Below are 20,101 nucleotides of genomic sequence, written 5' to 3' on the forward strand. Positions count from 1 at the left end.
GCGGGCGAACGGGCCCGGGGCCCTCGGCTCAGCCGCGCGAGGCCGGTTGGGGGGATCGCCGGTCGCCGGACGCGGACTCGCGCCGCCGCAGCAGCGACCACGCCCCGAGCGCCAGCCCGCCCCAGGGGATCTCGATCGTGTACGTCCAGAAGCCGAACAGGATGGCGGCGGCGGTCGCCGAGCTCGGCGGCTGGCCGAAGGCGATCAGCAGTGAGGCGGTGCCGCCCTCCATGATGCCCGCGCCGCTCGGGGTGATCAGCGCGCTGGTGAGCACCCGGCTCACCGCGAACACCGCGACGGTCTCGGCGGGGCCGGGGTAGGCGCCGGTGGCGACCAGGCAGCTCGCCATGATCAGGCACTGGAGCCCCAGGAAGCCGATCATGCCGAGGGACAGGCCGAGGGACCGCCGGCGCACGATCTCGGCGGTGTCGGCGCGCAGGCGCTGGATCGCGCCCGAGGCGGCGTGCTCGGACGGGCGGACGCGGCGCGGGAGCAGGCGCAGCAGCCCGTCCAGCAGGCGGCCGAGGACGACGGCGGCCCGCTCCCAGTACAGGGCGGAGGCCAGGACGACCACCAGGACCAGGATCGAGATCGCCCCGCCCCAGGCGGCGCTGACGACCCGCTGGTCGGGGATGCGTCCCGCGACGAGCAGGGCGATGATGCCGACGGCGGGCAGGATGAACCGGAACAGCGTGTTCCAGACGCCGGTGACCACCGCGTACACCACGACGGGACGGGTGGCGAACCCCCATCCCTTGGTCATCCCGAACGTCAGGGCCAGGCCCGCCGCGCCGCCGAAGGGCAGCAGGTTGCTGACCGCGCTTCCTGCGGCGTTCAGCGTCAGGGCCTGCGGATGGGTGAGGCCCGGCAGCGCCGAGGTCATCACGAACGTGTACGCGTACAGGCTGGCCAGCCACAGGGCGGCCATCAGCAGGATCGTCGGCCAGCTCATGGCGGAGAACTGGGCGCCGATCTCGCGCCAGCTCACGTTCGCGCCGGTCAGGCCGTGGACGATCTGTGGCAGGAACACCACGAGCAGCACGGCGAGGGCCAGCGAGGCCACGGAAAGGCCCGCTTTGACCCACTTGCTCCGCATCCGGGTGCTCCTTCCCGTCCGTATCGATCTATCACGTCCCCCCGCGCCCCCGTCCGGTGGCCCCGCCCCAACGGGCCCGCCCTCCCCCCCCGGCAGGCCGCCCGCGGCCCCGGACGGCGACGCGACCTCCAGTCTGAGGCGGCGTCCCGGACGAGATCTCATCCCTGAGAAGGAACTCGCCCTCGTCAGGTCTCCCGAGGAAGGTCGTCGAAGGGATGAGTGCGTCTGCTGCCCGGCGGCAGCTCGCGCCGGACGTACCACTCGGTGCCGAACACCAGGCGGTACAGCGGGCCGGGGATCTTCAGCATGACCCCCAGCGTGCGGTCGCCGTCCCCGCCGGACGCCTGGCTCGTGTGGGCCGCCATGCTCGCCCGCTTGACCTTGGTGAACCTGCGGACGTTCACGCGGTGGGTGATCACGTCGCCGGGGGAGTAGGCCCGCTCGAACGAGCGTACGTCGAACTCCGGCGGGAAGCGGTAGAAGCGCTGGGCCAGCCGGAGCGCCTTCAGCAGCGGGTCGCGGTTGACCGTCGCCTCCAGCAGGATCGGCGTCCCCGCGATGTCCGCCGCGCGCTGCCCCACCCGGTAGACCTGCACGTGGTCGGGGTGCCCGTACCCCCCGGCCGGGTCGTAGATCGTCAGCAGGTCGGCGCTCTCCTCCTTGAGCACCGCCGCCAGGCGCTGGGCGGCCTCCTCGATGTCGGCGTCGATGAAGGCGTTGTCCGGGCGGTCGTCGCCGACGCCGCCGTTCTCGCCCATGCTCGCGGTGTCCAGGCCCGAGTCGCCGTAGCCGAGCAGCACCACGCGGGCGACCCCCAGCACGGCCGCGGACGCGTACAGCTCGCCGGTGCGCGCGGCGGCGAGCTCCTCACCGTGGGGCAGTTCGGCCAGGCCGCGCTCGCCGGCGGTCGCCACGACGAGGACGACCCGATGGCCCTCGGCCGCCAGCATCGCCATCGTGCCGGCGGTCAGCAGAGCCTCGTCATCGGGATGGGCGTGGAAGAAGACCGCGGTACGTGCCACGACCGCCATGATTCCACGGAGCCGCCACCCGAGTGCGAGCCGCCTCCCCGCGACCCGTTCCAGAAGCCTCCCCGAACCCTTCAAGAACGGGCGCGGCTCGGCCGGTCACGGGCCGGTCCGGGCGCGAGGACGTCGGTGCGGGCGGGACCGGCCGGTGGTACGGGTGAGACCGGCGGGGTCGAAGCGTGGCCACGGGCGGGACGGGCGCGTTTGATGCCGATCGCGGGCTCTGCCAGTCTGGCGGGGTGCGGATCCTTCACGTCAGCGACTGTTACCTGCCCAGGCTCGGGGGCATCGAGGTGCAGGTGGCCGACCTGGTGCGGGCACAGGCCGACGCCGGCCACGAGGTCGAGGTCGCCACGGCGACCCCAGGCGAGCGCCTTCCCGGCGTCCACCGCGTCGTCGCGCCCATGCCGTTCAGCCTGCCCGTCCATCCCCGCGGGGTCCGGCACCTGCTGCGCCTCATGGCCGCCCGCCGGCCCGACGTCGTGCACGTCCACACCGGCGCGGTCTCGCCCTTCGCCTGGATGGGCGTGCGCGCCGCCGTGCGCGCCCGGCTGCCGGTCGTGGTGACGGTGCACAGCATGTGGGACCCGGTGACGCGCGTGGTCTACCGCGGCCTGGACGCGGTCTGGGGGTGGAGCCGCTGGCGCCTGGTGTCCACCACGGTCAGCAACGCCGCCGCCCGGCCGATCCGGTCCGTGGTGGGGGGGCGGGTGCCGGTGAACGTCGTCTCCAACGGCCTGGACGTCACCGCCTGGCGTCCGTCGGGGGATCCGCCGCCGCGCCGGGACGAGGGCGTGCACATCGTCGCCGTGGGACGCCTCGCCCCGCGCAAGCAGCCCGTACGGCTGCTCAAGATCCTGCTGGAGGCTCGCCGCAGGGTGCCCAGGGACGTCCCGATGCGGGCCACCCTCGTGGGCGACGGGCCGGCGCGCGGGGCGATGGAGCGGTTCCTGCGCGCCCACGGCATGGGCGGCTGGGTGTCGCTGCCGGGGCGCTACTCACGCGACCAGATCCGCCGGCTGCTCGCCTCCGCCGACGTGTTCGTGGCGCCCGCGCCCCGTGAGTCGTTCGGCATCGCCGCACTGGAGGCGCGCGCCGCGGGGGTGCCGGTGGTGGCACGCGCGCAGAGCGGCGTGGCCGACTTCGTCCGTCCCGGCAAGGAGGGCCTGCTCGGGCGCAGCTTCGACGAGCTGGCGGGCTCGGTGGCGCGGCTGGCCCGCGACCGCGAGCTGCGGGAGTCGATCGCCCTGCACAACAGGGAGACCGAGCTGACGCGCTGTGCCTGGCCGTCCGTGCTGGAGGGGTTCGACCGCTGCTACGCGCTGGCGAGGGCGCGCGCCTGACCTTCGCCGGGGCGTCCGCTGCTCAGGAGCAGTTCGCCGCCAGCTTCTGGGTGGCCTCGGTGGCCTTGGTGCCCATCTTGGCCAGCTCGCCGCTGGCCGCGGCCGGGTTCGAGGCGTCGATCTTGATGCCGCCCCAGGACGTGGAAAGGTCCGCGAGGGTGGCCTTCAGGTCGCCGTCGGCCTTGCCGGAGAGGTCCTTCAGCTTGGCGGCCAGGTCGGCGTTCGCCGAGTTGAAGGCGTCCAGGTTGCCGGCGCCCGCCGCGGCCTGCGTGCTGTAGTCCTGGAACGCCTTGACGGCGTCCTGGCAGACCGCCTGGGTGCTGCCGCCGCCACATCCCGCGGTGAGCGAGACGAGGATCGCCGCAGCGGAGACGGCGAGAACGTGGCGGGGGAGGGAGATGGACATTATGTGCCTTTCCTAGTGATCTTGTCGCGATGGACAAGCTAGTCAGGGCACCTTGCAGGCCGCTTTCATCCCGCCTGCACGGCGGACGGCCCACTCCACCAGGCCTGAGCGCGGCGGTGGACGTGTGAGGGGGCGCGAACGGATGACAGGGGACCGTCAGAAGGGGAGCGTCCGGCCGGAGGGGGTGCGGAGATCGAGCGGGCTGGGACGGCTCGGCGGCTTGGGGCGGGATGTGATGAGAATCCGCTTCATGTCCATCTCCTTCGGTACGGGCTCCACACTTCCCTCATCAGTCGTCGGCGGACAGGTCCTTTTCCTCACTGAGGGAATTCCACGGCCTGGGAGGTTCGTGGACCCGACCCCACCTCCTGTTTACCCTTTGCGGGGCCGACGCAGACGCTTTCGAGCATAGTTTCTCCGATCATCATTTGGCGCGGAACCCCTACCGTGCCCCTGCGGGCGGGCTACGTCCGGTCGCGGTGCGACCTCGTCACCTTCCGATATCACCAGCGTAAAAACCCGATGTTTCCAATTGGGTTCGGAATTGTTGCGGGTTCATGCCCGTGGGGCCGTCGGAGGGCGTCACCAGGGGAATCCGCCGCCAATCCGGGCGGGCGTGCGAGCCGCTCTTTTCCCCGAAATTGTCCCCCTGAAACCTTGCCGGTAATGTTTTTTCCGGGAATGTGGGGGTGGTGGTCGTGAACCGGAACCGGTCGGAGTCCATCGGTCACATTCCGGTGCGCTCATGCGGGGATGGCGGGTGCCGGCCGGCTCCTGTGAGCCGAGTCCACCGGCCGCCGCCGTGCCGGGCGCGTGACGCCTCCGCGGAGAGATCACAGGAACTGGTCGATGATCACTGAGGTGATCGTGGAGACGATGGCGGCGGCGAGGAGCCAGAAGCCCCAACGGATGAGCCGGTACTTCCGGTAGACGATGTGGCTCATCTTGTGCACCTGGTCGGAGATCTGCCGCAGGTCGGGCTTCGCGGCGCCGATCAGGGCCGTCGCCAGCGCCGGAACCGAGTCGAAGCGGACGATGTCCCCGTAGTACGCGACGACCTTCGCCCCCTTGGCGTCCGACATGCCCGTCCTCGGGTACACCGCCCCGGCCAGACAAGCCAGAGACGCCAGCGCGGCCGCGACGCCGGTCCACCACAGCCACTCGACGGCGTTCGACAGCGACGCGGGCGACCAGTCGCCCGCGAACAGCCCGCCCGCGACGGCGCCCAGCCCAACGCCGGACACTCCCAGCAGCACCTGCGCCTTCGCGTCCGCCTTGTTGGTCTCCTCGCGGGTGTCCGCCAGGAGCTTGACCGCGTACGCGAACGCGGCCGCCTCCGCCTCCTTCCGCACGGCCGACATGGAGGGGGCGGGCGCCTTGCCCAGGCGACGTAGCACGTTCAGGTTGCACTCCCTCAGGACAGCCCGCGCCGACCGGCGGCGGGTACCCGGCGAACCACTCCTGTCGCGGGCGAGCATGTCACGCGCCCGCGACGGTCGTACAGGAACTTTTACGCACTCACCCAGCCGACCTTCACACCTGGCATGCGGTCCGCGACGCGCCTCAGCGCTGTCGGCCGGGTGGCCGGTGAGGGTGGAGGAGAATCGGCCGGGACATCAACGTCACGCTGCCGTGACACCCAATTTTCGATGATGCTGCCAGGCCGACCGCTCTGTGGAGGTGGTGACGAGTAAAGGCAGGCAGACCATCACACACGCAGGAGACAGCGATGACGAAGACTTACGTCCGCCGGGCGCTCGCCGGTGTTCTGGGCACCTGTTGCCTGGCCGCGACGGTCCAGATGGCGGCGAGTCCCGCCAGCGGTGAAACCGCGACGGCGCAGGACAGGAACCTCTCGGCCTCGGCGGCGGACATGTCCCCGGCCGCGCCCTGCGCCACGGGCTACTACTGGACCGGATTCGCGTGCGCGTCGAGAGACGTGGTGTCGCCGCCGACAGGGCAGATCCCGGCGCCGGGAAAGAATCCGATACCAGGAAAGGACCAGATACCGGAGAAGGTTCCCGTGCAGGTACCCCCAGGACAGGTGCCCGGAGCCCCCACCTGCGCTCTCGGCTACTACTGGACCGGGTTCAAGTGCGCGTCGCGAGAGGGCGAGGAAAGCGGCAAAAAGCGCCGCCGGGACATCGAAAGCCGGGGCGAGAGCCGTGGCGAGGGACGTGGCGAAGGCCGGTACGAACGCCGGTACGAGGACCGGTACGACCGGCGCGACCGGGATCGGTACAACGAATACCGATACTACGAGCGCAGCACCTACTACGAACGCGGCGACCGTGGACGGGGCGGCGGACGCGACTGACCCGCCACGCCCCGGAGCCGCCGACGCACGGACTCCGTGAAGAAACGCGACGAAGCCCGCTCCGCCCCGGCCTGAACCGGGGAGCGGGCTTCGTGGCATTTCTCTGGGGTCCCGAGGCGGGCGTACGGGCGGAGCGGCTGCCGGTCACCGTACAGACGATCGCCAAGGCGGCGGCGTGATGGACTCTCCGCTCCCTCTAGGGCCCTGACGGTCCCGGGCGTCGCCGAAAACGTGGCGGAGGCTCGGCGGTTCCCGACGTCATGGCGTCGCGCTGGGGTTTCGTCCGCGACCCGGCGGAGGGCGGTACGACATGGTTCGAGCTCGGCGGCACATGGAAAGGCCCCTCTGAGTCGGCGGCATGACCTGCGGACGGCGCCCCGCGTTCTCAGGGCCGGTCGTTCGGCGCTGTCGGGCGCGGGGCGTGTGGTGAGGTGCGGGAACGATTACGGGGTGTCAGGCGGCGGCGGGTTGGAGGGTGTATGGCGATTGATCTTGATGCCGAGATCGGACGGGTCGGGCTGGTCGATCATCATGTTCACGGAGCCCTGCGCGAGCGCGTGGGACGGCGTGAGTTCGAGGAGATGATCACAGAGTCGGACCGGCCGGTGCCCGGGTGGATGACGCAGATGGACTCCCAGATCGGGTTCGCGATCCGCCGTCACTGCGCGCCGCTGCTCGGGCTGGAGGCGTCGGCGAGCGCGGACGACTACTGGGCCGCCAGGGCGGCGCTGGAGCCCGGGGACCTGGCCCGCGTCTTCCTGCGCGCGAGCGGGACGGACTTCTGGCTCGTGGAGACCGGATACAAGGGGGAGCGGATCCTCGGCATGGACGGCATGGCGTCGGCCGGGGGAGGCGAGGTCAGGGAGGTCGTACGGCTGGAGTCGCTCCTGGAGGAGGTCGCCGCCGGCGGCGCCTCGGCGTCCGGGCTGTGGGACGCCTTCCGCGCGGCGTTGCAGGACCGCTGCGCGCTCACGCCGCCGCGATCCGTGCCGGTGGACACCTTGGCGACAGGGCAGGAGGACCCCGTGACAGCCGGCCGGGGGGATCCTCTATGGGCCGTACAGGGAGACGGGCTGACTTCCGACGGGGCGAGCCTGTTGACGTCCGGCCGGGGGGACGATGCGCGATCCGCTCAGGCGTACGCTGCGAGATTCGGCCGGGCGGCGCGGGTGGTGGGGTTGAAGAGCGTCGTGGCCTATCGTCACGGGTTCGACTTCGATCCGGCCCCTCCCTCCCACGCCGAGGTGACGAACGCGGCCGGGAACTGGTTGCGCGAGATCGGGCACGGGGCCGTGCCGCGCGTCACCGATCCGGTGCTGCTGCGCATGGCGTTGTGGTCGGGCGTGGAGACGGGCCTGCCGCTGCAACTGCACACCGGTTACGGCGACCCGGACCTCGAACTCCACCGCTGCGACCCTCTGCTGCTGACCCGCTGGCTGAAGGAGGTCGAGCACACGGGCTCGTCCATCCTCCTGCTGCACTGCTACCCGTTCCAGCGCAACGCGGGCTATCTCGCCCAGGTCTTCCCGCACGTGTTCTTCGACGCCGGCCTGGCGATCAACTACACGGGCGCGCGGTCGGACTCGGTCATCGCCGAGACCCTGGAGCTGGCGCCGTTCGCCAAGATCCTCTACTCCTCGGACGCGTGGGGCCCGCCCGAACTGCACTACCTGGGCGCGCTGCTGTGGCGCAGGGGCATGACGCGCGCCGCATCGGCGTGGGTGGAGGAAGGCGAGTGGACGGCGGCGGACGCGGTGCGCGTGGCGACGATGATCGGACGCTCCAACGCCGCCCGCGTGTACGGTCTGGACGTCCCCTGAGCCTGGATCTCCCTGAGCCTGGGGGACATGGAGCTCCGTACGCCTGAGCGACACGGACCTCATCCGGCCGTGGGCGGCGGTGACGGATCGACCGTGGGGCGCTACCGCCGCAGACCCGGCGACGACCTGGGCGACCGCCCGGACAACGGCTCCGGTCGGCGTTCAGATCGGGAAATGTCATGAAATCAGGACATCCGCCGGTTTCCCGCGAGATCAGTGGGCCCTCGTTAGAGTGCTGATCACACGTTCCCACCCCCTCGGAGACCGTATGCCGGACGCTCAGCCCCTGGAGCCGGACGACCCCGCGCACCTCGGCGCCTACCGCGTGATCGGGAGGATCGGCGAGGGCGGGCAGGCCGTCGTGTACCTGGCCGAGACCGACGCGGCGGATGGCGGCCTCGTGGCCGTCAAGCTCTTCCACGCGCGCCTCGGCCGCGACCCCGCCTTCCGCGACGGCTTCGCGCGCGAACTGGAGGTGGCCAAGCGGGTCGCGCGCTTCTGCACCGCGCAGGTCCTGGACTCGGGCATGGAGAACGGGCGGCCGTACATCGTCAGCGAGTACGTGGACGGCCTGTCGCTCCACCGGGTGGTGCGAGAACAGGGGCCTCGCCGGGGCAGCGCGCTGGAGCGCCTCGCCATCAGCACGGCCACCGCCCTGGTCGCGCTGCACGACGCCGGGATCGTCCACCGCGACTTCAAGCCGCACAACGTGCTCATCGGCCCGGACGGCCCCCGCGTCATCGACTTCGGCATCGCTCGCGCCACGACGGGCGTCGGCACGATGACCAGCACGGTCGTGGGCACGCCCGCGTACATGGCCCCTGAGCAGCTCGACGCGACCCCGCACGGCTTCGCGCTGGACGTGTTCGCGTGGGCCTCCACGATGGCTTTCGCGGCGACCGGCCGCCCGCCGTTCGGCAACGACGCGATCCCGGCCGTCATCAACAGAGTCCTGCACGCCCCTCCGGACCTGGAGGGCATCGACGCCCCGTTCAGGAACCTCCTCACCGAGTGCCTGGCCAAGGCCCCGTCCCGCCGCCCGACGGCCCGAGCCCTCCTGGACCGCCTGGTAAGAGGCACGAACCACGCACCCCCGCCAACCGCCCCACCGCAAGCAGCCGTACCGCCGCAGACCCCACCGAACCCAAGGCCCGCCCCGCCGCAGTCACCATCGGGCCCGGGGCTAGGCATGCCGGGCCCGGGGATGGCCCCGCCGCAGGGACCGCTGGGGCCAGGGGTTGCCCCGCCGCAGGGACCGCTGGGGGCAGGGGTTGCCCCGCCGCCCGGACCGCTCGGCTCAGGAGCCGCCCCGCCGCCCGGATCGTCGAGCCCGGTGGCCGTCTCGTCGCACGAGACGGCAGGCCGTCCGGGTGAAGGAGCGCCGGGCTCCGGGGAGACCGGCCCCATGGCCGATGCCGCTCCCGCCCCTCCCGAGGACCCGGAACGCAGGCGCCTGCGCAGGGGCCTCCTGGCGGCGGGCGTGGGAGTGGTGGTCGCGGTCGTCACGGTCGTCGGCTTCATGCTGATGCCATCCTCACGCGTCTCCGCGCTGAGGCCGGCGGCACACGGGTCACCCGTCGGGACGGCGCTGCTCCCGTCCGATGGAACCGGCCAGTTCTCGGTGCCGCCCCAGGTGCCGGTAGACCCCACCGAGACCGGCCCCACCGAGACGGACCCTACGGACACCACCCCGGCCGACCGCACCGGCGCCCCCGAGCCCACCCCCACGCGCACGACCTCACCGTCGGCGCGTCCTCCCGTCACCCGCCCCACCGTCACCCGCCCCGCCGTGAAGAAGAGCTCCACGGCCAAGCCCACGCGCGGCCCGTCCGCCAAGCCGACGCCCACGCGCACCGCCACCGCCGACCCCCGGCCCCCGACCGTCAAGCCCTCGACACCGCCACCCGCCCCGACCGAGCGCCCCACGCCGAAGACCGTGGAACTGGGCCCCGGCCACTTCACCGAGTACTGCGTGTCGCTCGGCTGGGAGTGGGTGGAGTACCGCGAGACCCCCAAGCCGGGCGCCTACTGCGTCAAGCGCAAGAACGACCAGACGATGTACCTCACCCCGGCCCAGCGCGACGCGGGCTGCCAATGGCGCTACAAGGACCCCAAGGCCTTCCACCGCTTCAAGGGCAAGTCCAACTACTGCTACGTAACCCGCTGACCAGGCACGCGGATGCGAAACTTCGCCGCTGCGGTCCCTCGTCGAGAGCATTGAATTCGAACGACACAGATTTGATCATCGACGCTCGATTAGAACAAGGGTTCGCGTGGAAGTGGCGCCGGCGCGCGACTTAATGCTGAATTGTGCTATCGCCTGCGCGCTCAGATGGCGCGGTCTTATCCTGCGTTGTCGCAATACGAGAGACGAGGCGGAGAGATGAGCGAGCGGACAGAGGATGTTACGGCCCTTACGGATGACGCGAACACGATCTCTCCTCTGACGAAGATCGCAAATACCGAGCCGGTGCTGGCGAAGAAGACTTCCGCGCCACGAACCGCTCCGAAATGGGAGACGGAGGCGCGTGACCGCGTTCGAGCCGCTATTCGCCGCTACTCCAAGCCGCTCACCGACCTCGTCGCCAGGGACGCGAACGAGGGGGACACGAGGCTGCTCGTCACCGACTTCCTTTGCGATGGACTCGGCTACGACAAGTACGAAGAGCTGACCACCGAGTACCAGGTCAAGGGCGAGTTCGCAGACTACGGCATCCGCATCGACAAGCAGCTCGTGGCCTTCATCGAGGTCAAACGCTGTACTCAGAAGCTCGGCGTCAAGCATCTGCGGCAGGTGCAGATGTACGCCGTCAACGAGGGCGTGGAGTGGATGATCCTCACCAACGGTCAGGTGTGGCAGGTTTACCACATGACCGGCGGACTTCCGGTCGTCATCGACCTCGCCGTCGAAGTGGACCTGCTCGGTGACGCGAGCCTGGCCGCCAAGTCCGACGCGCTCTTCTACCTGAGCAAGGACGCCTTCAAGCGACGTCTGATCGACGACCTCTGGAAGGCTCGTGCCGCGACGGCCCCGAGGGCGCTGGCGAACGTCGTGCTCTCGGAGGTCGTCCTGGAGACGATCCGGAAAGAAGTCCGCCGCCAGACCGGCCACAATGCCGACATAAAGGACATAGCTCGGATCCTGAGAGAAGAAGTCCTACGTCCTGATGTCGTTTCCTAGAAGCGGGCCGGCAGGGCGCCATCTTTGATGGCATGGGTGAACACACGCCATTCTTGACGGGGGTAGGCGACGTGAGGGCCGCCGCGCTTCTTGCTGTCTCGTACTGCCACGCCCGATGTGGCCAGCCTGACCTCGACACAGCCTCCGTTCTCACCGCTGTAGGAGCTCTTGAACCAGGTATCCCGGGGCGGGGGCTTCGCGATCATCCGGTGATCTCCTACGGAGTCTGGAGTTCGTCGGCCTTGGAAGCGATGAATTCCATGGACTTCTCCGGCGTTAGCGCCATCGCTGTCAGTTGGCCAAAAGTCAGCGTATATCGGCTTACTTCGGCCTCGCTCTCGATGGCGAGGCTACTTGTCGGTTGCTCCAGGTAGACGACGTCGAGGTCGTCCGGCTCCGGGAACTGCAGGATGTAAAAAGGGCCCTCCATCGCCGGATGCGCGCCCAGTTCCGCGGGCAGCACCTGGATCGTGACGTTGGGCTGGCGGCCGATGTCGACGAGATGCCGCAACTGTGCGCCCATGACCTTGGATCCGCCGACTCTGCGCGTGAGCACCGCCTCGTCCAGGACCGCCCACAGACCCAGCGGCTCGGCCTGGACCAGCCGCTGCTTGCGCGCCATGCGCAACTCCACGAGTTGTTCGACTTCCTGCTGGGGCGCGGTCATGGTGATGGCCTTGATGACGCTCCTCGCGTACTCCTCGGTTTGAAGGAGTCCGTGAAGAAGCTGGGACTGGTAGGTCCGCACGGTGGACGCCTCGGATTCGAGACCGAGGTAGATGTCGAACCCCGCCTTGAGGGATTGCCGGTCGGGCCACCACCAGCCGCGCTGGCGCGCCTCTCTGGCCAAGGCGAGCAGAGTGGCTCGTTCGTCGCCCTCCACGCCGTAGATATCGAGAAGTATCCGCAGGTCTCCTTGTCGAGGTATGCGGTCGCCCGTCTCGTAACGCCCGACCGTCGAGGCGTTGAAGGAGCCCTCGGACGCTGTGGCCACCTGTTCCAAGGTCAGGCCGTGGGCGTCGCGGAGGCGACGGAGTTGCTGGCGTAGCCGTCGTGCGCGAACGGTGGGACTTGTACGTACCTGCATGGGGACCTCCTGAATGTCCTGTCATGGCCGCGCGACGGATCCGCACTGGATCGGAGATTTTCCAAAGACGACTTGCCTTTGGTGATTACTGTCTGCATCCTGATGATGCCATTCGGTGACGACGCTGTCAGTCGATCTAGATAGCTGCCCGCCTGTACTTCACGCCGTAGGAGGCAACCCCCATGAGCGGTGAACACCACACGTTCGCGCCTTCCACTCCCTTCGCCTCAAGTCCGGGTGGAACAGCATCGGAGGGACGCTCGCAGCAGCGATACGCGCTACTGGCATGGCTGGCGTGGGGACTGCACCGACTAGACCGGACGGCCATGCTCGTCGTTCGCTCGCGCGGCGAACCGGTGCTCTATGTCGTATGCGTGGACGGGAGGAAGATGCCCGTCCTGGCCGTCCAACACGGCGGCAATTGGCTCTTTGTCTGGGGACCTCACTCCGGGATACGGGCCGACTGGACACCGGCGACGGTACGGGCGATCGCCCGGGCGGCCGTGTGATGGGTACGCCTGTCATCCTGGGCGCGCTGACCCTGCCCGGCGCTGCCGAGCATGTGGCCGAAGCCCGGCGGTTCCTGGTGAAGCTGCTCGGTGCCGAACACCGGGACATTGAGACGAGCAGGCTGCTCGTCAGTGAGTTGATCGGGAACAGTATTCGTCACACTGCCAGCGGGCGGGGCGGTTCGGTCACGATCGCCGTGCTGGACGTCGGTGGCGCCCTACGGGTCGAGGTCGCGGATGGTGGTGGCGAGACCGTCCCCTGCCTCTGCTCCAGAGGAGAACTTCTCGAATCGGGGCGAGGGATGAAGCTGGTCGACGTCATGGCGTCGCGATGGGGCTTCACGCGTGACTCCGCTGTCAGCGGCACGACATGGTTCGAGCTGGAGGGCGCCCGGAGCGTGCCGGGGAGGACGCCGGGCGCCCAGTCGAGGATCACACGCCGAGGGAGCGCTTGAGGAAGTCGAGTTGGAGGTGGAGGAGGTTTTCGGCGATCGATTCCTGGGGGGTCATGTGGGTGACGCCGGTCAACGGGAGGACGGTGTGGGGGCGGGCGGCGGCGGTCAGGGCGGCGCTGAAGCGGAGGGTGTGGGCGGCGATGACGTTGTCGTCGGCCAGGCCGTGGATGAGCATGAGGGGACGGGTCAGGCCCGCCGCCTCGTGGATGATCGAGTTGCGCGTGTAGGCGTCCGGGTCCTCGTCGGGGTGGCCGAGGTAGCGCTCCTTCCAGTACGTGTCGTACAGCCGCTGGTCGGTGGGCGGGGCGCCCGCGACGGCGGCGTGGAAGACGTCCGGGCGGCGTAGCACGGCGAGGGCGGCGAGGAATCCGCCGAACGACCAGCCGCGGATCCCGACCCGGGACAGGTCGAGGTCGGGGTACCGGTCGGCCGCCGCGTGCAGGGCCGTGACCTGGTCCTCCAGCACGGGGGCCGCCAGTTCGCCGCGCACCGACCGGTCCCACGCGGGGCCGCGGCCGGGCGTGCCGCGGCCGTCGGCGACGACGACCGCGAACCCCTGCTCGGCGAACCACTGCGCGACCAGCATGTTCCAGGTGCGCGCGGCCACGACGAGCTGTAGTCCCGGCCCGCCGTAGGGGTCCATGAGCACGGGCAGCTTCCCGGCGCCGGGCTCGTGCCAGGACGGGAGCAGCACCGCCGTGCACAGCTCCAGCTCACCGGCCCGCATCAGCGTGACGCGCGGGGTGAGCAGCGGCGTCTCGGCGTGGGAGGCGATCTCGGCGACCTGGCGCCCGTCGCGGTGGACGGTCACACGGGTGCCGAAGTGGTCCAGGGACCGCGCGGCCACGACGAGGGTGCCGGCGCCGAGCCGTCCCTCGTGCACGCCGGGCTCGCTGGTGACGGGCCGCGGGCCGTCCTCGGGGGAGTACATCCACAGGTGGGTCTCGGTCGGCTCGGCCGTGGCGGCGAACAGGACGGTGTCGCCGTCGACGTCCAGCACGGCCCGCACCTGGAGGCCGGCCGGGGTGACCGGCTCGCCGTCCACCAGCAGGCGGTAGGTGGCGCCCACGGCGTCGGTCCACACGAGCGCGCCGGACGCGGTGAGCGCCGGGGTGCCGGGCGCGATGTCGACCCAGGACGGGTCGCGGTCCTCGCGCACCTCCGTGGTGCCCCCCGTCTCGGGGTCCACGCGCAGGACCCGCGCGGTCCGCTGGTCGCGGCTCTGGACGACGATCAGCAGGGCCGTTCCCCAGTACACCGACACGACGTACTCGAACGCCTTCCGGTCCCACTCGACGGGCACCCGGGAGCCGTCGAGCCCGAGGAGCCACAGCATGACGTCCGCGTTGTCCGTTCCCGCCTGCGGGTAGGCGATCACCTTGGGCGGCGCGGCGGGCTGGGACGGGTCGGAGATGTACCACCTCTGGAGCATCGAGTTGTCAACGCGCGCCGCGAGCAGGCGCGAGCCGTCCGGCGACCACCAGTACCCCCGGTCGCGTCCCATCTCCTCGGCCGCGACGTGCTCGGCCAGCCCCCAGACGACGTCGGGACCGTCGGGCGCGGCCACCAGGTGGTCGGTTCCGTCCAGGTCGATGACGCGCAGGGCTCCGCCGGAGACGTACGCGACCCGCGTGCCGGACGGGTCGGGGCGCGGGTCGATCACCGGGCCGGACGCGGGAAGCTCGGTGGCCGTGGCCGCCGGGTCGTCCAGCGGGACCGTGTACAGCCGGCCGGACAGCGCGAACGCGGCGAGGCGCGTGGCGGCGTCCGTCGCGTAGGCCACGATGCCCCCGGCCTGCTCGCGCGACCGCTCGCGGCGGGCCTTCTCCTCCTCGGGCAGGTCCTCGGCGCCGATCCCGAGCGCGGCCGGGTCGGCGACGAGCCGTTCCTCGCCGGTGGCGACGTCGAGCGTCCACAGGCGTTCGACGGGGTCGTCCCCGCCGGCCGAGCGGACGAAGGTCACCCGGCCGCCGTCGGGGGAGATGCCGAACAGGCGAGGGGTTCCGAGCCGGAAACGTCGTGTACGGGCGAACTGGCGGGGAAAGCTGGGTTCGGTCATGTCCGGCATGCTGGCAGAGACCCCGGCCGCGCCTCCAATCAATTGCGGTCCCGCCGCAGGTCGGGAAGCCGGCGACGGTCAGCCCCGTACGAGGACGAAGTCGTCCTCGTCGTCGCCCTCGCCGACCGATCCCACCGCCCACAGCCTGGACGTTCCCGGCACGCGGGCCACGCGGGTGACCCGCACGAGGTGCGACGTCTCGTACGGCTGCTCCTCCCGCCGGGTGCGCAGCAGCGGACCGTACGAGGCCGTCCAGGTCCGCCCGTCGAAGTGGAGGAACAGCGGTCTGCCCGGCTGGGAGGCGTCCACCCCGCTGATCCAGACGTCGCGGGCGCCGGACGCGGTGACCCCCTGGAGGCCGCCCCCGGAGACCGGCACCTCGGCCCGCCGCCAGGCCCTGCCGTCCCAGTGGAGGACCAGCGGGGTCTCCGTCCTGCCGTCCGGTGAGAGCACGCCGCCCACCGCCCACACGTCCGAGGGCGTCGTCATCCAGACGTCGCGCAGCACCGCGCCGGGGATCTCGGGAAGCAGGGCGCGCTCCCAGGACTGGATCTCGGACCCTGACACGGCGGTGCCGTGCCAGATCATCGGTGCGCCCCGCTCCGGCGGGCCGGAGGACGCCGACGTTTCCGACCCGACCGCCCACACGTGCCCGGGCGCGGTGGTGATCTTCATGAACTGGCCGTCGGCGCGCAGGACGGTGCGAAAGCCGCGTCCCGTCCAGCGCGTGATCAGGCCCTGGGTGAAGGTGCGGCCCGTGAACCAGGTTCCGGCGGGCCCGGTCGAGACGCCGGCGAGGTGGTAGTCCTCGGCGTCTCCGTACGGATGCCATCCGCGCCAACGGACGCCGTCCCAGTGCGCGACGTACGGGCCGCGGGCGTTGCCGACGATCCACACGTCGCGCGGGGACGCCGCGCTCACGTCTTCGAGGTGCCAGGCGTCGACGCCGCTGACCGCCGCCTGTGCCCAGCGGGCGCCGTCCCAGTGCTGGAGGGCCGGGGAGCCTTCCCTGTCTTCGGCGCTGAGCTGGTAGCCGACGGCCCAGGCGTCGCGCGGGCCGGTCGCCGCGACGTCCCGCAGGGCGGCGGCGCCCTTCAGGCCCGCGTCCCCGGCGTGCTTCCACTCCGATGGCGGGACCGGCGACGGCGTGGGGACGGGCGTGGGCGTGTCGGCCGGGGACGACGTGGGCGGCCGGGGCGCGGTGGCTGACGCGGTGGCTGACGCGGTGGCTGACGCGGTGGACGACCTGGGCGCCGACGCCCCTTCGGCGGGGGTCTCGGAGCCGCCGCCGCACGCCGTCGCCAGAGCGAGGCAGGCCATCGCCGCCGGCCACCAGCGCGTGATCCTCATGTCACGGCATGGTCGCAGGTAGCGACGCGCCCGCGCCACCGAAGCGCCGTTGTCGGCTACCGGCTCGCCGTCTCGACCTGGACGACCGCGGGCTCGACCGCGATCAGCGAGGGTCGAGCCGACGTTGCCGTCCACGGTCGTGATGCCGAGGATCTCCAGCTCGGGGCCGCCGTGCGCGAGCGTGATGGGCGGCGCGTCGTCGATGCCGGGGTCGCGGTCGATGATGATCTTTTTCGCCGTCACTCTTGGAGCGTGAATGATGCGGCGATGTTCCCGCAATTCACATCAGTCACGTTTTTCCACTGAACGCGCGGACGGCTCGCGCGGTGGGTGCGCGCGAGCCGTCCGGGTATCGGGCCGGGAATCCCGGGCTCAGAGGTGGGCGACCCCTGGAAGCCATGAAACGCGGAGAACCTCCGAAATGTGGAGTGTGCCGCGAAACGATCGTCAGGAGGTGGGACCCCGGGGGCGGGTCAAGACGGTCAGCGGCGCATGACGTGCAGGACGCTCGCGATGCGTTCCGCCGCCGTGACGATGTCGGAGGCGTGGCCGATGCGGCCCGCCCACGAGAGCCAGAACCACCACTCGCCGTCGGCCGCGTTCGCGGCGAGCACGTCCTCGGTGACCGCCGGGGCCATCGGGTTGATCACACGGAGCCGAGGATAGAGTCCGGTGCGCGCCGTCAGGCGTACTTGGAAGGCGTGAGCCTCCAACTGCGCGGCGAGTCGCTCCAGATGGTCGAGGGCCTCAGCCGACTGGGTGCCTGAGTCTGCCGTCTTCATCGGGGTCTCCAACTGGGAGAGGGGGACCGGATGGGGACCAGACTGGACCCGGCGGCGCCGACCGGCAATCCGAGCAAATCCACTGATAAGTGGAATACCGTCGAATGGAACGCGGGTTTACGTGGAAAGCACGCGGGTGCCCGTGCATCAGTCCCATAACGGCCTGGGCCTTTAGGTGCCGGCTCGTTAACATCGGGGAAACATCCGTAAGGCCAACACCTCAGTGGCGGAGGGGCGACAGATGGCCCGTGGAGAACACTCCCCGGCGTGTGCCAGACGCTGGCGAGAGCAAGCCGTGGAACAGCAGTGGACCCTGTGGCAGACCGCCCAGGCCATCCACGGCTGCTGCGGGGTGAGCCTGCTCAAGGCCCACCGCCTGGCACGCGGGTGGTCCGCGCGCCAGGCAATCGAGGAGCTCGAACGGCTCTGCGAGACGCACTCGCTGGGCCTTCCCCGGGCGAGCATCGACCTGCTCAACGCCTGGGAGAACAACCGCGCCCGTCCACGTCCCCAGACCATCGACCAGATCGCCAGGCTCTACTCCGCCAACGCCGTGCGCCTGGGCCTGGCGGCCGACTACTGCGACGACGGCGACGGCGCGAAGGTCGTGGTCGTCGCCGCGGCCCAGCAGACGCTCCCGGGCGAGGACACCGTCCCACAGCCCTCCCGCGCCGCCCCCTCCGACCTGGACGACGAGGGCGAGCGCCGCGCGCTGTTCCACCACGCGCTGCTCAGCTCCGGGCTGCCCCTCAACGGCCGCCTCCTCGCCGAGGTCGAGCGCACCCGCCAGGACATGGACCGCACGCTGGCCGCCGGCACCATCACCGAGGACCAGCTGGACCGGCTGGACGAGCAGGTGCTGCGCTACCGCCGCGAGTACATCAAGAGCGCGCCGCTGCCGATGCTCTACCGCCTGATGCTGGAGGTCGGCGACGTGCGCAGGCTGGTCGCCGCGCGTCAGCCCGCCGTCACCCAGCGGCGCCTGCTGAACGCCACCACGATGCTCGCCCTGCTGTCGGCCGACGCGCTCATGAAGCTCGGCGACACCCGGCAGGCCCACGCGTGGTACGGCACGGCGCGGGCCGCCTCCGACGACATGGGCGAGGTGCGCCTGCGCGCCCTGGTCCGCGCGCAGGAGGCCATGCTGCCCTACTACTACGGCGACCTCACCGAGACCGTACGGCTCGCCCGCGAGGCGCGGATGCTCGCCGGGAGCGCTCCAAGCTCGCCCGCCGCCCTCGGCGCGGCGGCCGAGGCGCGTGCCCTGGCGCGCATGGGCGAGCACCAGGCGGCCCGGGTGGCGCTGGCCGAGGCCGAGCGCATCTTCTCGCGCATGCCCCGCGACGGCACCGACCACCTGGCCTTCCGGTTCTCCGAGCGGCGGCTGCAGTTCTACCGCATGGGCACGCTGATCGAGCTGGGCGAGGCCGAGCAGGTACAGGAGTGGATCTCCCGCTCCGCGAGCCCGTACACCATCGACCCGGCGCTCGTCCTGCTCGACCAGGCCGCGCACATCGCCAGGGAGGGCGGCTACGACGAGGCCTGCCGGCTGGCCGAGCAGGCGCTGACACAGGTGCCGCCCGAGCACCGCACCTCGATCGTGGTGACTCGGGCGCGGGCTCTGGTGTCGATGATCCCGCGCGGGCATCGGCGCACGCCCGCCGCGCGACATCTGCACGACCTGCTGGCGGATTCCGGTCCCCAACTCGCCCTGGAACGCCCATGAACATGCTGGCGGACGAGGCCACCGCGATCCTCGTAGAGGTGTGTGAGAGCGTCGGCCTCGACGCCCGGGACGCCCGGCTTCTCCGGGTGCGCAGCAACGCGGTGTTCAAGCTGCGCGACGAGATCGTCGTGCGCATCGCCACCGCGCCGGACGCGATGACGCGGCTGCCCGTCGTGCTGGCGGTCGCCCGCTGGCTCGCCGACCAGGGGTTCCCCACGGTGCGGCCGGCCGACGAGCTGTGCGACCAGCCGCTGGTGTACGACGGGCGGGTCGTGACGTTCTGGCACTACGTGCCCGCGAGCGGGCGGCCGACCACGCGGCAGCTCGGCAAGATCCTGCGCAGCCTGCACCTGCTGCCGGTGCCGCCGTTCCCGCTGAAGCGGCTCGCCGACCCGCTGGCCGAGGTGCGCCACTCGGTCGAGCACCGCAAGGAGGTGCTGTCGCCGTGCCAGCGCGCCTGGCTGCGCGACCGGGTGGACGAGCTGACCACACGGTGGGAGTCGCTGGAGACGGACGCGCCCGCGGTGCTGCTGCACGGCGACGCCTGGATCGACAACCTCCTGCGCTGCAGCGACGGCCACGCGGTGCTCTGCGACTGGGACGGCGTCGCGGTGGGCCCCCGTGAGTGGGACCTCGTGCACACCTACCACGGCCAGCGGCGGTTCGGCCTGACGGAGGCCGACGTGGACGAGTTCGCCGGCGCCTACGGCTCCGACCTGCGCGGATGGCACGGCTACCCCACCCTGATGGAGGTCAGGGACATGTACGCCATCGGCATCCACATCCGCAACGCGACCCGCGACCCGTTCTCGCGCAAGGAACTGCCCCGCCGGCTCGACTCGCTCACCCGGGGGGACGGGCAGGCTCGCTGGTACCTCACCGAACCCGCCTGATCCCGCCCGCGCGGCCCGGCGGAGCCTCCACCTCCGTCCGGGCCGCGTG

At 71.0% G+C, this 20,101-nt stretch carries 17 protein-coding genes; 8 read left to right on the forward strand and 9 right to left on the reverse strand.

Annotation, left to right across the window (positions count from 1 at the left end; genetic code table 11):
- Positions 1-28 precede the first annotated feature (28 nt).
- Positions 29-1,096, reverse strand: a complete 1,068-nt coding sequence (locus tag DQ384_RS27100; RefSeq protein WP_114031706.1) for a lysylphosphatidylglycerol synthase domain-containing protein — start codon at positions 1,094-1,096, stop codon at positions 29-31.
- A gap of 185 nt (positions 1,097-1,281) precedes the next feature.
- Complete coding sequence (locus tag DQ384_RS27105; protein ID WP_245966810.1) at positions 1,282-2,118, reverse strand: PIG-L deacetylase family protein; 837 nt, start codon at positions 2,116-2,118, stop codon at positions 1,282-1,284.
- A 245-nt stretch (positions 2,119-2,363) separates the two neighbouring features.
- Between DQ384_RS27105 and DQ384_RS27110 the strand changes: the two genes are divergently transcribed.
- Positions 2,364-3,467 (forward strand): glycosyltransferase family 4 protein, encoded by a 1,104-nt coding sequence (locus DQ384_RS27110; RefSeq protein ID WP_114031708.1) that lies wholly within the window; start codon positions 2,364-2,366, stop codon positions 3,465-3,467.
- Between the two features lie 22 nt (positions 3,468-3,489).
- Here the strand turns inward: DQ384_RS27110 and DQ384_RS27115 are convergent, their stop codons facing one another.
- Both DQ384_RS27115 and DQ384_RS27120 read right to left on the reverse strand, forming a co-directional pair.
- Entirely contained in the window at positions 3,490-3,873 is a 384-nt protein-coding gene (locus DQ384_RS27115; RefSeq protein ID WP_114031709.1) for a hypothetical protein, read from the reverse strand.
- An 833-nt stretch (positions 3,874-4,706) separates the two neighbouring features.
- Positions 4,707-5,270: a Pycsar system effector family protein gene (locus tag DQ384_RS27120; protein ID WP_114031710.1), complete on the reverse strand. Its 564-nt coding sequence runs from the start codon at positions 5,268-5,270 to the stop codon at positions 4,707-4,709.
- Between the two features lie 332 nt (positions 5,271-5,602).
- On the opposite strand from DQ384_RS27120, the gene DQ384_RS40540 reads away from it, so the two are divergent.
- The 4 genes from DQ384_RS40540 to DQ384_RS27140 all read left to right on the forward strand — a co-directional run bounded on the left by DQ384_RS40540 (position 5,603) and on the right by DQ384_RS27140 (position 11,191).
- Entirely contained in the window at positions 5,603-6,190 is a 588-nt protein-coding gene (locus tag DQ384_RS40540) for a hypothetical protein (protein ID WP_147268910.1), read from the forward strand.
- Positions 6,191-6,669: 479 nt separating this feature from the next.
- The gene (locus DQ384_RS27130; RefSeq protein WP_245966811.1) at positions 6,670-8,010 is read left to right on the forward strand and encodes an amidohydrolase family protein; all 1,341 of its coding nucleotides are present in this window, start codon (positions 6,670-6,672) and stop codon (positions 8,008-8,010) included.
- 268 nt (positions 8,011-8,278) lie between these two features.
- The gene (locus DQ384_RS43745; RefSeq protein ID WP_114031712.1) at positions 8,279-10,177 is read left to right on the forward strand and encodes a serine/threonine protein kinase; all 1,899 of its coding nucleotides are present in this window, start codon (positions 8,279-8,281) and stop codon (positions 10,175-10,177) included.
- A 216-nt stretch (positions 10,178-10,393) separates the two neighbouring features.
- Positions 10,394-11,191 (forward strand): type I restriction enzyme HsdR N-terminal domain-containing protein, encoded by a 798-nt coding sequence (locus tag DQ384_RS27140; protein WP_114031713.1) that lies wholly within the window; start codon positions 10,394-10,396, stop codon positions 11,189-11,191.
- On the opposite strand, the gene DQ384_RS27145 is transcribed toward DQ384_RS27140, so the two are convergent.
- Together DQ384_RS27145 and DQ384_RS27150 are read right to left on the reverse strand one after the other, a co-directional pair.
- Positions 11,188-11,397, reverse strand: a complete 210-nt coding sequence (locus DQ384_RS27145) for a DUF397 domain-containing protein (RefSeq protein ID WP_114031714.1) — start codon at positions 11,395-11,397, stop codon at positions 11,188-11,190. The genes DQ384_RS27140 and DQ384_RS27145 overlap by 4 nt on opposite strands.
- Before the next feature lie 11 nt (positions 11,398-11,408).
- Positions 11,409-12,278: a helix-turn-helix domain-containing protein gene (locus tag DQ384_RS27150; protein WP_114031715.1), complete on the reverse strand. Its 870-nt coding sequence runs from the start codon at positions 12,276-12,278 to the stop codon at positions 11,409-11,411.
- Positions 12,279-12,786: 508 nt separating this feature from the next.
- On the opposite strand from DQ384_RS27150, the gene DQ384_RS27155 reads away from it, so the two are divergent.
- Entirely contained in the window at positions 12,787-13,242 is a 456-nt protein-coding gene (locus DQ384_RS27155) for an ATP-binding protein (protein WP_181871439.1), read from the forward strand.
- On the opposite strand, the gene DQ384_RS27160 is transcribed toward DQ384_RS27155, so the two are convergent.
- The 3 genes from DQ384_RS27160 to DQ384_RS27170 all read right to left on the reverse strand — a co-directional run bounded on the left by DQ384_RS27160 (position 13,220) and on the right by DQ384_RS27170 (position 17,433).
- Positions 13,220-15,301 carry a S9 family peptidase gene (locus tag DQ384_RS27160; protein ID WP_114031747.1) on the reverse strand — a complete coding sequence of 694 codons (2,082 nt, stop codon included), beginning with the start codon at positions 15,299-15,301 and terminating at the stop codon, positions 13,220-13,222. The two genes, DQ384_RS27155 and DQ384_RS27160, sit on opposite strands and share 23 nt — an antisense overlap.
- Before the next feature lie 78 nt (positions 15,302-15,379).
- Positions 15,380-16,894 carry a hypothetical protein gene (locus DQ384_RS41560; protein WP_181871440.1) on the reverse strand — a complete coding sequence of 505 codons (1,515 nt, stop codon included), beginning with the start codon at positions 16,892-16,894 and terminating at the stop codon, positions 15,380-15,382.
- A gap of 239 nt (positions 16,895-17,133) precedes the next feature.
- On the reverse strand, positions 17,134-17,433 hold the full coding sequence (locus tag DQ384_RS27170) for a hypothetical protein (protein WP_114031717.1): 300 nt from the start codon (positions 17,431-17,433) through the stop codon (positions 17,134-17,136).
- 295 nt (positions 17,434-17,728) lie between these two features.
- Here DQ384_RS27170 and DQ384_RS27175 point away from each other — a divergent pair, with 295 nt between their 5' ends.
- Positions 17,729-19,159 (forward strand): helix-turn-helix domain-containing protein, encoded by a 1,431-nt coding sequence (locus DQ384_RS27175; protein WP_245966813.1) that lies wholly within the window; start codon positions 17,729-17,731, stop codon positions 19,157-19,159.
- Positions 19,156-20,052 carry a phosphotransferase enzyme family protein gene (locus DQ384_RS27180; protein WP_114031719.1) on the forward strand — a complete coding sequence of 299 codons (897 nt, stop codon included), beginning with the start codon at positions 19,156-19,158 and terminating at the stop codon, positions 20,050-20,052. The genes DQ384_RS27175 and DQ384_RS27180 overlap by 4 nt, the downstream gene beginning before the upstream one ends.
- Positions 20,053-20,101 lie beyond the last annotated feature (49 nt).

Origin of the sequence: Sphaerisporangium album (genome assembly GCF_003323745.1) — a bacterium.
Classification (GTDB): Bacteria; Actinomycetota; Actinomycetes; order Streptosporangiales; family Streptosporangiaceae; genus Sphaerisporangium; species Sphaerisporangium album.

Excerpts from the sequence above, each read along its gene's own strand:
- DQ384_RS27100 (WP_114031706.1), bottom strand. The coding sequence starts at position 1,096 with ATGCGGAGCAAGTGGGTCAAAGCGGGCCTTTCCGTGGCCTCGCTGGCC.
- DQ384_RS27115 (WP_114031709.1), bottom strand. The coding sequence starts at position 3,873 with ATGTCCATCTCCCTCCCCCGCCACGTTCTCGCCGTCTCCGCTGCGGCG.
- DQ384_RS40540 (WP_147268910.1), top strand. The coding sequence starts at position 5,603 with ATGACGAAGACTTACGTCCGCCGGGCGCTCGCCGGTGTTCTGGGCACC.
- DQ384_RS27130 (WP_245966811.1), top strand. The coding sequence starts at position 6,670 with ATGGCGATTGATCTTGATGCCGAGATCGGACGGGTCGGGCTGGTCGAT.
- DQ384_RS43745 (WP_114031712.1), top strand. The coding sequence starts at position 8,279 with ATGCCGGACGCTCAGCCCCTGGAGCCGGACGACCCCGCGCACCTCGGC.
- DQ384_RS27140 (WP_114031713.1), top strand. The coding sequence starts at position 10,394 with ATGAGCGAGCGGACAGAGGATGTTACGGCCCTTACGGATGACGCGAAC.
- DQ384_RS27145 (WP_114031714.1), bottom strand. The coding sequence starts at position 11,397 with ATGATCGCGAAGCCCCCGCCCCGGGATACCTGGTTCAAGAGCTCCTAC.
- DQ384_RS27150 (WP_114031715.1), bottom strand. The coding sequence starts at position 12,278 with ATGCAGGTACGTACAAGTCCCACCGTTCGCGCACGACGGCTACGCCAG.
- DQ384_RS27155 (WP_181871439.1), top strand. The coding sequence starts at position 12,787 with ATGGGTACGCCTGTCATCCTGGGCGCGCTGACCCTGCCCGGCGCTGCC.
- DQ384_RS27160 (WP_114031747.1), bottom strand. The coding sequence starts at position 15,301 with ATGACCGAACCCAGCTTTCCCCGCCAGTTCGCCCGTACACGACGTTTC.
- DQ384_RS27170 (WP_114031717.1), bottom strand. The coding sequence starts at position 17,433 with ATGAAGACGGCAGACTCAGGCACCCAGTCGGCTGAGGCCCTCGACCAT.
- DQ384_RS27180 (WP_114031719.1), top strand. The coding sequence starts at position 19,156 with ATGAACATGCTGGCGGACGAGGCCACCGCGATCCTCGTAGAGGTGTGT.